At 72.0% G+C, this 13,570-nt stretch carries 9 protein-coding genes and 1 pseudogene; 4 read left to right on the top strand and 6 right to left on the bottom strand.

Features of this window, described 5'->3' with window-relative positions; all coding sequences use genetic code 11:
• Positions 1-538 (top strand): annotated as a pseudogene (locus tag JHN45_RS43580) (hydrolase); the annotation flags it as partial.
• Positions 539-554: 16 nt separating this feature from the next.
• On the opposite strand, the gene JHN45_RS43575 reads toward JHN45_RS43580, so the two are convergent.
• The 3 genes from JHN45_RS43575 to JHN45_RS43565 form a co-directional block, all read right to left on the bottom strand.
• Positions 555-2,546, bottom strand: a complete 1,992-nt coding sequence (locus tag JHN45_RS43575; protein ID WP_307783358.1) for an ATP-binding protein — start codon at positions 2,544-2,546, stop codon at positions 555-557.
• A gap of 17 nt (positions 2,547-2,563) precedes the next feature.
• Positions 2,564-3,247 (bottom strand): DUF4255 domain-containing protein, encoded by a 684-nt coding sequence (locus JHN45_RS43570; protein WP_201054866.1) that lies wholly within the window; start codon positions 3,245-3,247, stop codon positions 2,564-2,566.
• A gap of 177 nt (positions 3,248-3,424) precedes the next feature.
• Positions 3,425-4,093: a LuxR C-terminal-related transcriptional regulator gene (locus tag JHN45_RS43565; protein ID WP_200716037.1), complete on the bottom strand. Its 669-nt coding sequence runs from the start codon at positions 4,091-4,093 to the stop codon at positions 3,425-3,427.
• Positions 4,094-4,267: 174 nt separating this feature from the next.
• On the opposite strand from JHN45_RS43565, the gene JHN45_RS43560 reads away from it, so the two are divergent.
• Entirely contained in the window at positions 4,268-7,081 is a 2,814-nt protein-coding gene (locus tag JHN45_RS43560) for an AAA family ATPase (protein WP_374195677.1), read from the top strand.
• 8 nt (positions 7,082-7,089) lie between these two features.
• Here JHN45_RS43560 and JHN45_RS43555 read toward each other — a convergent pair whose 3' ends face one another.
• Entirely contained in the window at positions 7,090-8,352 is a 1,263-nt protein-coding gene (locus JHN45_RS43555) for an esterase family protein (RefSeq protein ID WP_200716036.1), read from the bottom strand.
• A gap of 287 nt (positions 8,353-8,639) precedes the next feature.
• On the opposite strand from JHN45_RS43555, the gene JHN45_RS43550 reads away from it, so the two are divergent.
• Positions 8,640-10,718, top strand: a complete 2,079-nt coding sequence (locus JHN45_RS43550; RefSeq protein WP_201054865.1) for an ATP-binding protein — start codon at positions 8,640-8,642, stop codon at positions 10,716-10,718.
• A gap of 82 nt (positions 10,719-10,800) precedes the next feature.
• On the opposite strand, the gene JHN45_RS43545 is transcribed toward JHN45_RS43550, so the two are convergent.
• Complete coding sequence (locus JHN45_RS43545; RefSeq protein ID WP_200716034.1) at positions 10,801-11,355, bottom strand: DUF3455 domain-containing protein; 555 nt, start codon at positions 11,353-11,355, stop codon at positions 10,801-10,803.
• A gap of 314 nt (positions 11,356-11,669) precedes the next feature.
• Between JHN45_RS43545 and JHN45_RS43540 the strand changes: the two genes are divergently transcribed.
• Positions 11,670-12,674 carry a thaumatin family protein gene (locus tag JHN45_RS43540; protein ID WP_201054864.1) on the top strand — a complete coding sequence of 335 codons (1,005 nt, stop codon included), beginning with the start codon at positions 11,670-11,672 and terminating at the stop codon, positions 12,672-12,674.
• 21 nt (positions 12,675-12,695) lie between these two features.
• On the opposite strand, the gene JHN45_RS43535 is transcribed toward JHN45_RS43540, so the two are convergent.
• Positions 12,696-13,570, bottom strand: an 875-nt coding sequence (locus JHN45_RS43535; protein ID WP_201054863.1) for a glycoside hydrolase family protein, incomplete at its 5' end; no start/stop codon positions are given.

Below are 13,570 nucleotides of genomic sequence, written 5' to 3'. Positions count from 1 at the left end.
GGGCGGGGGCGGGGGCGGTGGATCCACGGCGTCCGCGAAGCCCAAGCCGAAACCGGCGACGGCGGCGACCGCGGTGAAGAAGCTGGCCGCGAAGGACTCGGGCCGGCACATCTGCTACCGCGCCTTCATCGCGGGCGACGGCTGGACGGACGCGGTCTGCGACGGGGCCGCGACCGGCACGGTCGACGACGCCAAGCAGATCACGGCCCTGAACATCGCGGTGTCGGGAAGCCTCGGCTCGGGCGCCAACGCCTTCATCCACAACCCCGCCTCGACCGACGGCAACGGCATGTGGGAGCCGCAGTGGACGGCGATCATCGACGACAACAAGGACAACTACATCGGCAGTTCGAAGGACGGCGCCCCGTACATGACGGGCTTCGCCCTCAACATCGGCAGCGGCCAGGTCTGCGAGACGGCCCGCAACACCGGTTGGGACTGGGGCGGTCAGGGGTGTGCGGACGCGCGCCCCAAGTACATCTTCGGCGGCACGCTCGACAACTCCCGCTGGCTGGTGGCCGTCAAGTTCACGGTGTAGCCGGGCTGTCGGGCGGCTACCAGGTGCCTTCGCCGGGCACCAGCCGTCCCGCCTTGCGGTACTCGCGGCGGGCCCCCTCAAGGAGGTCCGCCGCGCCGACCGTGTCGCCGCGTCCGGCCGCGAGATAGGCGGCGGTGACGACCGCGCTGCGGATGGAGCCGCCCGCCAGCTCGAACTCCTCGGCCAGCGGGGCGAGTTCGAGGTCAGGTGCGCTCGGCACATGGATCAGGCCGTGCCGCCACAGGGCGAGCCGCTGCGCCGGGTCGGGGAACGGGAAGTCGACGACCAGGTCGAGCCGTCGGGTGAACGCCTCGTCGATGTTGGCGCGCAGGTTGGTGGTGAGCAGCGCGATCCCGTCGAAGGACTCGAGGCGTTGGAGCAGATAGGCGCTCTCCATGTTGGCGTAGCGGTCGTGCGAGTCCTTCACCTCGGACCGCTTGCCGAAGACCGCGTCGGCCTCGTCGAAGAGGAGCACGGCGTCGGTGCGGTCGGCCTCGGTGAAGATCCGTTCGAGGTTCTTCTCGGTCTCGCCGACGTACTTGTCGACGACCGAGGACAGCTGAACCACATAGAGATCCAGGCCGAGTTCGGCCGCGACGACCTCCGCCGACAGCGTCTTGCCGGTCCCGGACTCCCCCGCGAAAAGCCCGAGCACGCCCCGTCCCCGGCCACCGCCCGCGCTGAGCCGCCAGTCGCCCAGGACGCGGTCGCGGTGCCGGGCGCGCAGGGCGAGTTCGTGGAGCTGGGTGAGTGACCGGTCGGGCAGGACCAAGTCCCGCCAATCCACCGCGGGTTGGATGCGGCGCGCGTGCTGTTCGAGCCCAGACGCCGACTGCTGGCGTGCGGCGAGCCGCAGATGGGCGGCGGTCAGCGGGGTGCCGTCGAACGCGGCGAGCCCCCGGGCCGCGCGGGCGGCGCGCGCGATGCGGTCGGCGCCGAGGTGGTACGGCGCGACGGTGGCCCGTACGTCGAAGTCGCCGTCCTCGCCGACGGCCTCCGTCCAGGCACGTACCGCCGCGGCCCGTTGCCGGGGTGCCTCCAGGATCAGCGGGTCGCTCTCGCACCACAGCGGGTCGTAGGGGCGGGCACCTGCGAGCACCACGGGGACATCGCCGGCAGCGGTCAACGCCCTTACCAGCGGGCCGGGTTGGTCGGGCAGGCCGCTCACGACGACCGTACGGCCGCCGAGACGGGCCTCGCGCAGCAACTCCGGCACCCGCTCGACCGGGCCGGAGAAACGCAGGGCGGGCACTTCCGCCGCGTCCAGCGCGGCCGACACGCACACGAGCCCGTCGCCCTCGTGACGCTCCCTCAGATACACGGCGAGAGGCGGCCCGTCGGCGAGCAGCACGGTCAGCCGGTCCACGAAGTGGGTGAACTCGTCGTCCCCGTCATGGTGTTGACCGTCGTGCGACCTTCTCGGCGTCGGCAGTGGGTGGAGGTGGCCGGCGAGGGCCGCGTCCGGGGTGTCGTCACCGAGCAGGTGGGCCACGACGCGGTCCGGTACCCGCAACGAGCGACCGAGGAAGGGGCGTTCGGGTTCCTCCACGGTGAGCAGGCCGAGGGCGGAGAGCGGGGCCGTGGGATGGAAGCGGACGCGTCCCTCCGCCTCGTGGGCGGGGATGCCGCACAGGTCGAGGGCGAGTCCCACGGTGGCCCGGCGGCGGCCCACGTCGTCGTTGAGGTAGCCGTAGAGGGGCTCGAAGGTGCGGTCCAGGTCGGGGGCGAGGGCGATGAGGAGGAGGGCGGTGTCGAGGTCGGTGAGGCGGAGGGCGGCGAGGCGGTCGGGTGCCGACTCCCGTACGGGCGGCGCCGGTTCGGACGATCGCAGGAGCAGGTACTCCACCGCCTCCCCGGACAGGTAGAGGCCGCGCAGCGGGTCCGTGGCCGTGGGGTCGGTCGCGGAGCGCTGTGCGACGAGCAGGGCGACACGCTCACGGAGACGGCCCAGCCGGGCGAGGAGCGCGTCGGCCTCCGGCTCGGCGGCAGGAGTCACGCCGACAGACACACCCACTTCTTCGACCGTCACGTCCCCGTCCCCGACGTCCTCCTGCGCCGCGCCACCTCTCGGGCCTCCCGTGCCGCCGCCACCTGGCGCGGGCGGTGGGTCCGCTCCTCCGTGCCCGGCGACGTGCCGTCGAGGCCGTGGACGCGGACCGCGGCACCCTCGGTGACCGGCGGGCCCGCGTCGTACTCGGGGTAGGCCGGGAAGGGTGCGGTGACGACGAGGTCGAGGGAGGGCTTGAGTTCGCCGCCGAGGGCGGACCAGATCTCCGCGAGGGACCGTGACTCGGTCTGGATGCCGGCCACCGAGATCGGCACCGACAGGCCCAACTCGGCGAGGGAGCCGGGGAGTTCGGTGGGGGCGAGCAGTTCGCGCGGGATGAGGGTGGCCAACACGGCGGACAGCAGCCGGTGTTCGTCCTGCGGCCGTTTCGTCCACGCCGTCACCAGGTACGACAGCCGGAACCAGCGCGGCGGCTGGCGGCGCTTGACGACCACGTCCCGCTCGTCGCGCACGGCGACATGCCCGCGCTGGCGCCGGTGCACGTCCTCCCGGATGTCGTACAAGTAGGTGTTGATCGTGGGGGTGTTGCGGCGGGCCGCCCAGTCGCGGGTCGGTGCGTCGAAGGAGACCTCGATGCCCGAACCGGCCAGTGCGCCGCCGCCGATCAGGTCCTTGAGGACCTCGTCCACCTCGTGGATCACCGCCGTGCTCCCGCCCTGCCGTGCTGTCGTGCCCCGCCGTACGCGTCGGCGCCCGCTACGCCCCTGTCGGCCGTACTCCGATCGTGCCGTTCCAACCGGCCGTGCCCGCAAGCACGTTGGGGACACAGGGAGGGCAGGGCGAGTTGCCCGCGTGTCCGGCTTCGAGTGCCCGTTCGGTCAGATGTAGCCTTCGCGGAGGGCATGGGCCACGGCGTGTGCCCGATTGCGCAGATGGAGGCGGGTGGTGAGCCCGTGCATCACGTTTTTGACGGTGCGTTCGGAATAGGAGAGCTTGCTGGCGATCTCTCCGGTGTCGAGTCCCTCGGCGACCAGCCGCAGGACGTCCACCTCGCGCGGCACGAGCCCCGCCGTCTGCACTCCGGACCGGCCCGCCGCGCTGCGGTGCAGCGTCCCGACCTGTTCGACGAGTCTGCCGATCAGATCGGCCGGCAGGTCGCCGTCGCCGCGGGCCGCCGCGATCACGGCCTGCACCAGGCGCTGCGCGGTCGCCTCCTGGCGCCAGACGATGGCGCCGACCCCGCACTCGATCACATCGAGCAACTCCGCCTCGCGCAGGGCCCCTACGACGAGTACGGCCCGCCCGCCCTCACTGCGCACGAGTCTGCGCAGCTTGGTCAGCGCGGCTTCGTCGAGGGTGTCGGCGATGAACAGGGCCACCCTGCCGGGGCCGGTGTCGTTCTCCTCGCGGAGGTCGATCTCCGGGTATCTCCGCAGCTGGCTGAGGGCTCCCTCGCGCGAGATCGGGTCCGGGGCGTGGACCGCGACGGGTATCCGGTCGCCGGAGTCGGCCGTACCTGGATGTGCGGTCCGCGATGAGTTGAGCAACGTTCTCCCTCGAATCCACATACGTGCCACCCCGGTTGTGCTGGTGGCGGCCGTGTACTCCTCACCCTCGTGGGGCGGGTGGGACGCGCGCAATCGTGGAGCACCACGAGCAGCACCACGAGATCGGGCGGACGAGGGACCACGACGGACCACTACGGATACGAGGAGGCCGCGATGACGGGGACCGCACCTGACGCCGGAGAGTCCGTGATGCCTTGCGAACACCGGGACGCGGCGCGGCTGTTGGCCGTGGAGGCCGCGCATGCCCGCGCCGGTTCGGGGCGCCTCGTGCTGCTGCGCGGGGCCACCGGAACGGGCCGTACCACCGTGCTCGAGGCCGCCGCCGAGGATGCGGCGGCGCACGGCATGCGGGTGCTGCGGGCCCGCTGTTCGCCTCGCGACCAGGCGGTCCCGTACGCCGCGGTCCAGCAACTTCTCGGGCCCGTACCGGAGTTCGCGGATCTCGCGGCCGACGGGGACGAGCGGGCGAGCGCCGACCGGCTGGGGCGGGTGCTGCGCTCGTACGCCGACCGGGCACCGCTGCTGATCGCCGTGGACGACGTCCATCTGGCCGACGCCGCCTCGCACCGGTGGCTGGTGGAGTCGGCGCGGCACGTGGACCGATTAAGGATCCTGCTGGTGGTCACGGAGCGCAGCCAGTACGACATCGAGCCGGCCGAACCGGGGCTGACCCACACCCTGTCTCCCGCGCTGGTCCGCACCCACACCCTGGCCCCGCTGACCGCCAAGTCGGCGGCGGGGCTGGTCCGTTCGGTGCGTGCCGACGCGCCGGGGCCCTGGGTGGACGACTGTGTCCGGGCCGGCGCCGGCAACCCCCTGTTGCTGCGCGCCCTGCTCGACGACCTCGGCGCCGACCGGCATCCGAAGGTGCCGGAGACGGCCGCCGCGCTGTACCCGGGGGCGTATCCGGCGGCCGTGTCCTGGTGGCTGGACAGCGCGGGCCCGGCCACCGGCGAGGTCGCGCGGATCCTGGCCGCGCTGGACGAGGGCTGGGCCGAGGACTCTCTCGCGGCGCCGCCGCCCGCCGATCGCACCGGCTCCGCTCCCGTCGACGAACTGGCCGCCCTGATCGCCGAGTTGGCGGGTGCCGATCCGGCGCGGGTGGCCGGCTGGCTGACCGCGATGACCGGGCTCGGGGTGCTGCGCCCGGACCCCGACGGGCGCCCGCGCTACGCGCATCCACTCCTGCGCGACGCCGTGCTGACGGGCGTGCCCGCGGCCAGGCGGCGGGCCGCACACGCGGCGGCGGCCGAGACGATGCAGCGCCACGGCGGCTCCCCCGACACGGTCGCCCGGCAGCTGCTGCTCGCCGACCCGGTGGGCGCGCCCTGGACGTCGGCCGTGCTCCAGGAGGCGGCCTCGCTGGCGCTGCGGGACGGGCGCGCGGACGACGCCGTCGCGTTTCTGCGCCGGGTCCTGGAGGAGCCGCTGCCGGACGGCCGCAGACAGCGGCTGCTGACCGAGCTGGGTTCCCTGGAGTACACGCGGACCTCCTCGGCCGGCATCCCCCGGCTGAGCGAGGCGCTACGGCTGTCCGGGGCGCCGCAGGACACGATGCGGGCGGCCGTCGCCCTCGGCACGGCGTTGGCAGGCCGGGGCAGGACCGTGGCCGCCGTGGACGTACTGCGCACGGCGGAGGACGAGTTGACGGACCGTCCGCTGCTGGTGCGCACCCTCCAGACCGCCTCGGTGCTGCTGGCCGAGCAGGACCAGTCGGTGCGGCAGGACGTGTACCGGTGGCTGCGCGATGCCGCGGAGGACTCGCCCGAGCTGGTCGGCACGGCCGGTCAGGCGCTGGTCGTACGGCATGCGGCGACGGCCGGGCTGATCTCGGCGGCGGAGGCGATGCGGCGGCTGCGCGCTCTGCTGACCCAGCCCGCCGACCCGCTGACCGAGCCGTTCCTGCTCGGTACGGCCGCCGCCGTGGCCCAGTGGGCCGACGAACTCCCGGAGGCGGAGCGGCTGGTGGAGCGCGGCCTGGTCGGGCAGCGTCCCGACCTGCTGCATCCGATGCACGACGCGCTGACCAACGTACGGGCCGACATCCTGTCCGCCCGGGGCGAGCACGGGCGGCTGCTGACGGAGGCGTGGGCGCGGGACTGGGCGCGGGCCGCGCCGTCGAACGGGCACGCCCACATCCTGCTGGCGCTGCTGGCGACCGGGCAGGAGGCGCGGGCGCTGCGGCTCGCGGACGGTTTCGACCTGCGATCGGCGCCCGACTCCTGGGAGTTGAACCGTTTCCTGTACGCGAGGGGTGTGCTGCGTGCGGCCGGCGGTGATCCGGCGGGCGGACTGCACGACTTCCTGGAGTGCGGGCGCCGGCAGTCGGCCCGTGAGGTGGTCAGTCCGGTCGTCACGCCGTGGCGTTCGGCCGCCGCCGAGTGCCGGATCGCCCTCGGCCGTCCCCGGGAGGCGATCGCCCTGGCGGAGGAGGAGCTGCGGCTGGCGCGGGTGTGGAACACGCCCCGTACGGTGGGCCGTTCGCTGCGGGTGCTGGCCGCGGCGACCGGTGGACGGCGTGGTCTGGAGCTGGCTCAGGAGGCCGTGGGGCTGCTGCGGGAGGCGCCGGAGGGGACGGAGACCGAGTTGGTGCCGGCGCTGATCGCGCAGGGCCGGGCGCTGACCGCGGCCGGGGACCGGCGGCGGGCCCGCGGGTGTCTGCGGGAGGCCGCGGAGCGCGCCGAGCGGCTCGGCGCGATCCGGCTACGGGCCCTGGCGGAGGGGGCGTTGGGCGAGAGCGGGGCCCGGCGCACGGCCCCGGCCCGCACCGGTTCGGGGTCTCTCACCAACAGTGAGCGCCGGATCGCGGAGCTGGCCGCCGACGGCCGTACGAACACGGAGATCGCCGATCTGCTGCACCTGGCCCGCCGCACGGTGGAGACCCATCTCACCAGTTCCTACCGGAAGTTGGGCATCCAGCGCCGGGGCCAGCTGCCCCGGACGCTGGGGCGGGGCCAACGCCCTTGAGGCGGGCGCTACTTGTGGGTGCGGGCGGTCGGGGTGGGCTCGGTGCCCTCCGCGCGCACGGTGCTGTGGGTCTTCTTCTTGGGGAGGTGCCGGGGCACGACGTCCTGGGGGAAGGTGAGTTGCTGGTTCATCCACTTCAGGGCGGCGGGCATCTCCCGTACCCAGGTGGGGAAGTTGTGGCTGCCGGACTCGGGGAGGATGGACACGACGCGCATGGGCGCCTTGACGGCCTTGATGAAGGCGAGGGTCTGCGGGTAGCCGCGCTCGCCGTGCTTGCTCTCGGCGACCAGGACGGAGACCTGGGGTGCGGGCAGGTGCTTCAGCCGCCACATCAGGTCGTGTCCGTTGACCCGGTTGACGCGGCCCAGGCCGCTGCCGAAGAGGTTGCCTGTGGTGGGGTCGTCCTTGACCTTGTAGTCGGGCGAGAGCGCGGCGGCCGTGGTGTAGACGTGCGGGTTGCGCATCGTCAGCTGCAAAGCGCAACTGCCGCCGGAGGAGTAGCCCATGACGCCCCAGGCGCTGGCGTCGTGGCCGACCCGGTAGGCGGACTTGAGGGCCTGCGGGAGGTCCTTGGCGAGGAAGGTCTCGGTCTGCGGTCCGCCGGGGACGTTGACGCACTCGGTGTCGCGCGGCGGGGCGATGGTGGGCCGGATCATCACCATGATGGTCGGCTGCATCTGGTTGTTCTTCTGCAGCTGTCCGGCGGTCTGCGAGACCCGCAGGTACTGGGCGAGGTTGAAGATGCTGCCCGGGTAGCCGCTGAGCGCGACGACGACGGGGAAGCGCTGGCGGGCGTACGCCTTCTGGAAGTACTGCGGGGGCAGGTAGACGAAGGCCGGGTCGACGACGCCGGTGCGGCGGCCGATGACCTTGACGGACTCCACCTTGCCGTTGACCGCGGGATTGCCGGTGGGCAGTCCGCTGACCCGGTTCAGCTGCTCGTCGGAGGCGGGCTGCACCAGCGCGCCCTTCACGGAGACGCCGGTCGCGCTGTCGCCGTTGTGGTCGGCCGCCTGGGTCACGCCGACGGGCGCGGTGTCGGTGTTGCCGAAGAGCTCGTCCCACGATCCGAAGAACTGGTACGAGGAGTTCAGCCAGCACGCGAATGCGGCGATGATCGTGACCTGTGTCACTCCGATGGCCGTCAGCCGCCCGAGCACCTGCCGTACCCCGGGCTTGGCGAGCCGCGGCCACAGCCAGACAAGCAGCGCCACGCAGACGACGGCGACGGCCGCCATCACATAAACGGTAGTCTCGCTGGTCAAACCCATGCCACTCAGTCCCCGGTTCCTTGCCTGTGCTCGTTCCTTCACACAGAAGGAGGGCTACGGACCCCTTCGCGTTCCTCAACGAGTGCGAATAGGACAAAGAAGCGGGTCTCTTACCGTTTCCACGGAGGACCCTCTCCCAGGTTTAGTGCGTCCCCTCTTGCGTCCGTCCGGCGGTGGGTCCAACCGTCCGTAAGACCCACGTAAGGTCCGACCCCGTCCCGTCGTCCGGCCCGACCCGGTAGGTTTCGCAGCGGCCCGAAGAGGTCGGCTCCGGGGAAAGGAACGCCATGGCGAAGGAGGACTCCGCCGTGCTGGCCGACAGACTGGCGTCCGCCCGGTTGCAGTACTTCGTCGGCAGGCAGCGCGAACTGGCCCTCTTCCGCCGCGCGGCGGCCGGAGAGCCGGGCGCCCCGACGGTCGTCGTGCTGCACGGACCGGGCGGCATCGGCAAGAGCGCCCTGCTCCAGCGGTTCGCCGCGGAGGCACGCGCCATGGGCCGGCCGGTCGTGAGCGTCGACGCCCGTACGATCGACCGCTCCCCGTCGGCCTTCGAGGCGGCGACCGCCGAGGTCTTCGTCCACGACAACGCTGTCCTGCTGGTCGACGACTTCGAGCGCTACCGGGACATGGAGGAGTGGATACGCGACCGCTTCCTCCCCCGGTTACCTGCCGGTGCCCTGGTCGTCGTCGCCGGGCGGCTCGCCCCCGACCCGCTCTGGAAGGCCGACCTCGGGTGGAGCGAGGTGCTCCAGGTCGTGCCGCTACGGGAGTTGGGGCCGGCGGACTCGGCGGCCCTGCTCACCTCTCAGGGTGTCGACCCGTCCTCGCACGCGGCGCTGCTCCGGTTCGCGGCGGGCCATCCGCTCGCCCTGCGACTGGCCGCGGAGGCGGCGGCGCACGACAACACGTCGACGGACGAGGTCTTTTGGGCACCGCTGCGCACGGTCGTCGACCGGCTGCTGACACATCTGGTCGGCAGGCCGCCGTCGTCCGCGCACCGGCGGGCGCTGGAGGTGTGCGGCCATGTCGGCGACACCACCGAGGAGTTGCTGCGGGTGGCGCTCCCCGGCGAGGACGCCACCGAACTCTTTGCCTGGCTACGGCAGTTGTCGTTCATGAAGTCGGGCCCCTTCGGGGTGTGCCCGTACGACGTGGTCCGGGACGCCCTCGACAGCGACTTCCGCTGGCGCGATCCGGAGCGCTACAGGGCCATGCACCGCAGGGTGCGCCGTCATCTGGTGGAGCGCGTCCGCGAGGCGCCGGAGAAGGAAGCGCTGCGGGCCGCCCGCGAGTTCAACCACATCGTCTCCAGGGCCCAGTGGCTGCGCGAGTTCCAGGGCGGCCGGGACGAAGCGGCCGTCCATGAGCAGCCGTTGCGGCCGGAGGACGCCCCGGCGCTGATCGAGCTGACCCACAGGGTCGAGGGCGAGCACAACGCCCGTGTCGTCGCCCACTGGTTGGCGCGGCAGCCCGAGGCCTTCCACGTCCACCGCAGCTGCGACACGGGCCAACTACTGGGATTCATGGCCTGGTTGAGGATCGGCGAACTCGACGACGAGACCCGGGCGGCCGACCCCGTGACGGCCGAGGCCTGGGACCTGGTGTCCGCGATGACGCCCCCGCGCCAGGGCGAACACCTCGGTGTGGCCCGGTTCATGGTGCACGAGGAGAACCACCACCGGCCCTCGCGGTCGTGGGACCTGGTGCGCATGCGGATCGTCTTCGAGCTGCTGCGCGCCAAGCACTGCGCCTGGTCCTGCTTCGTCAGTGCCGAACCGAAGTTCTGGGCGCCGCTGATGACCTACATGGGCATGTTCCAGCCGCCCCGCCAGACCGTCCACACGGATCGCGGGTACGGCCTGTTCTGCCACGACTGGCGGGCGGCGCGGGTGGAGGAGTGGGCCGAGGGGATCGACGCCCGTCTGCTCGGCGGGGCACCGGCGGTGACTGCCGGGAAGCCCAAGTCCCGTCTGACGTCGCTGAGTCGGGAGGAGTCGGACGCCGCGGTCCGCGAGGCGCTGCGCGGCTGGCTGGACCCCGGCGGGCTCGCCGACAATCCGCTGCTGCGCAGCCGGCTGGTGGAGGATCTCAGCGAGGGCGATCCGGTGACCGCGCTGCGCGACCTGATCCGCAAGGCCGTACAGCGGCTGAACGCCCATCCCCGGACCCGGCATCTGTACGAGGTGCTGACGGCGACGTACCACTCGACGTCGACGCAGGAGGCGGTGGCGCGGAAGCTGAACCTGGCGTTCAGCACGTATCGCAGACATCTGGCCCGCGCGCTGGACGAGGTGCGCGAGACGGTGTGGGACTGGGAAGTCCACGGCCGGATTCGGGCCGAACAGGAGCCGCCGCAAGGGAGTTGAGAGGCTGCGCGCCCAGAGGCAGGAGCAGTGGCCCCCGGTCGCCCGGGAAGCCACTGCCCCTGCCCTCGTACCAACTGCCTTGTTACTCGGCGGGCTTGTAGAACGCGTACGTGGCCGTGTACTGGACGCTGACCTGGTCGGTGCCCGTGCAGGCACCGGCCGGGGCGACGCCGCCGTCCGTGCCCAGACGCTGGATGTAGGAGACGCCGCCGAAGACGCCCGTGCCGCGGGTGGCGGTGGCCTTCAGGAGCAGCTCCGGAATGGTGCCGGTCTTGGGCGAGTTGGCGATCGCGGAGCCGTTGACGGCGCTGCCGTCGACGGTGGACACCCACACCGGGCCACGGGAGTGGAGGGCCACGGAGCGGTGCGTGCGGTCGTTCTTGGCCCACAGGGTGGCGGCGGGCTCCAGCAGGGTCCAGGCGCCGTTGGTGCAGGTGTAGGTCTGGACGCCGGCGGCGGAGAAGACGCCGGTGAGCTTGTTGCCTTCGGGGACCTTCAGCGCGTCGGGCACGGTGACACCGAGGCGGACGGGCGGCTTGGGGGTGGCGGCCTGGCCGACGGTCGCGGTGGCGAGCGTGGCGCCGGCGACGGCGGTGAGGGCCGCGGTGGTGAGGACGAGACGTTTGGCGATCTTCATCGGTGTGTCTCCAGAGCACTTTCTGAACATGGTCGCGATTCCTGCGACAAGGTCGCGGGTATCCGGACTTCCGGGCCGATCAGATGATCTTCGGCCCCGCTGACGCAATGTACGGCCGTTCAATCGCGGTCGGGTTGCCAACTTCTGATCGACTTGTGGCCAGTACTGCTCACCCATGGCGCACTCGTCCGAAACAGGTATCGCCGTCCCGTTTTCCGTTGTCCGGCACGACGGCCGCCGGTCTCCTCTACGGAAGCTCCGCCGGCCGCGTCGCCGCACGGCGGAGACGTGGGTACGGACAGGAGTGTTGAGAGATGCCTCGTAGACAGGCCGCCATGATCGCCGCCGCGGTCCTCACCTGCCTCGCGGTGGTGACCGGCGTACTGCTGGCCCGCGCGCAGACCGGGCCGTCGTCGGGAGGCCGTACCGTCGCGGACCCGTCGGCCACGCACGCCACGGCGACCGCCAACTCCCCATCCGTTCCCCGCACTTCGCCTACGACGACGCCGTCACCGCGGACCACGTCCTCGACCTCGCCCACTCCCCGCGCACCCAAGTCGCCCCACGTCAGCGCCTGGCCGTCCCGCACGGCCGCCGCCGTACCGCCGAAGGCCGTCGGCAAGCGGACCGTCACGCTGGTCAACCGGCTCGACCGGACGATCTGGCCGGCGATCGCCGCGGACCCCAAACACCCTGTGGAGGCGACGGGTTGGGTGCTCAAGCCCGGGGCCAGCCTCAGCTTCGCGGTCCCCGACCACTGGGACGTCCGGGTGTGGGCGCGCACCGGCTGCTCCTTCGACGCGGCCGGCAACGGCCACTGCACGACCGGGGACTGCGGCCACTTCCAGTGCGGGTCGACCTGGGGTGAATTCCCTTCCACACTGGCCGAGTTCAACCTGAACGCCTGGAACGGCATGGACTTCTACGACGTCAGCCTGGTCGAGGGCAACAACCTGCCGATGTGGATCAACAGTTACGGCGGTTCGTCCAAGGACAGGATCGACGCGAACGGCTGCTCCGCCGCCGGCTGCACCCGGGACGCCAACGCGACCTGCCCCGCCAAGTTGCAGCGGATCAGGGGCGGTCGCGTCGTCGCGTGTCTCAGCGCCTGCCTGGTGTTCAAGACGGACAAGACCTGCTGCACGGGCGCCTACGCGGCGCGCCCCCGGTGCGTCCCCTCGTCGTGGCCGGTCGACTCGGCCGCCGTGTTCAAGAAGGCCGAGCCGTTCGCCTACTCCTACGTCAACGACGACGCGACCAGCGTCCTCACCTGTTCGGGAGAGTGCGGCTACCGCATCACCTGGGGAGTGAGCCCCTGACCGTGCGCACGGCCGGGCCGGTCAGTCCGCGGACTGGAAGGCCCGGCCCGCCGCGGTCGTCGTCGTGCCGTTGGTGAAGAGCCCGCTGCTCGGCTTCGACGGGTCCGCGCCCAGCCCGAACCACGCGTAGCGCTGCACGTAGGACAGACCGTCGAGCGCCTTGGTCGACGCGGTGACGAAGTCCGCCTGCTGCTGCGCGGACGGGAAGCGGGTGCCCTGGGAGAAGTCGATCAGCGCGTACTCGGTGAGCCAGATCGGCTTGTGGTAGCGCGCGTACACGGCCGCCAGGTACGACTTCAGCTGCTGCACGGCCTGCGGGGTGCGGAAGTCGCCGCCGTACCAGTGCAGGGTGATGAAGTCGACGCGGTAGCCCTTCGCCTTGGCCCCGGATATGAAGCGATCCAGCCAGCCGCCCGCCGTGTCACCGCCGTAGGCGACCGCGGGGCTGCCCAGGATCTTGCCCGCCGCCATGAGCTTCGGCCACAGCTGCAGCGCCTGCTCGACCGTCATGTTCGACTGCTGCGCCATGTCCGGTTCGTTGAACCCCAGCAGATACGGGCCGTACGACCGGGCCTGGGCCAGCGAGGAGTCGGTGACGGACTTCGCGCCCCAGATCATCGGCACGAAGGAGCCCGCGGAGGGTGTCGTGATGCCGGAGTGCTGGGTGTTCCAGGTGTAGTACCAGCTCGCCCCGCTCGCGGCGAGCGCCTGGCTCACCCCGCCGAAAGTCCAGACCCCGACGCCCTTCTTGGCGCCGGAGGCTATGTGGGCGGGGGCGGCGGGGGTGTGCTTCGAGGGCGAGGGGCTCGGCTTGGCCTTCGGTGAGGGTGAGGGGGACTTGCTGGGGGTCGGCGAGGGTGTGGGGCTCGGCGTGACACTGACCACGGGGGTGGGAG

It is taken from the genome of Streptomyces sp. MBT53, from assembly GCF_016654115.1.
Lineage (GTDB): Bacteria > Actinomycetota > Actinomycetes > Streptomycetales > Streptomycetaceae > Streptomyces.
Note: the sequence above shows the minus strand (reverse complement) of the source record. Positions and strands in the feature narration are given on the sequence as shown.

Excerpts from the sequence above, each read along its gene's own strand:
- JHN45_RS43560 (WP_374195677.1), top strand. The coding sequence starts at position 4,268 with ATGACGGGGACCGCACCTGACGCCGGAGAGTCCGTGATGCCTTGCGAA.
- JHN45_RS43555 (WP_200716036.1), bottom strand. The coding sequence starts at position 8,352 with ATGGGTTTGACCAGCGAGACTACCGTTTATGTGATGGCGGCCGTCGCC.
- JHN45_RS43550 (WP_201054865.1), top strand. The coding sequence starts at position 8,640 with ATGGCGAAGGAGGACTCCGCCGTGCTGGCCGACAGACTGGCGTCCGCC.
- JHN45_RS43545 (WP_200716034.1), bottom strand. The coding sequence starts at position 11,355 with ATGAAGATCGCCAAACGTCTCGTCCTCACCACCGCGGCCCTCACCGCC.
- JHN45_RS43540 (WP_201054864.1), top strand. The coding sequence starts at position 11,670 with ATGCCTCGTAGACAGGCCGCCATGATCGCCGCCGCGGTCCTCACCTGC.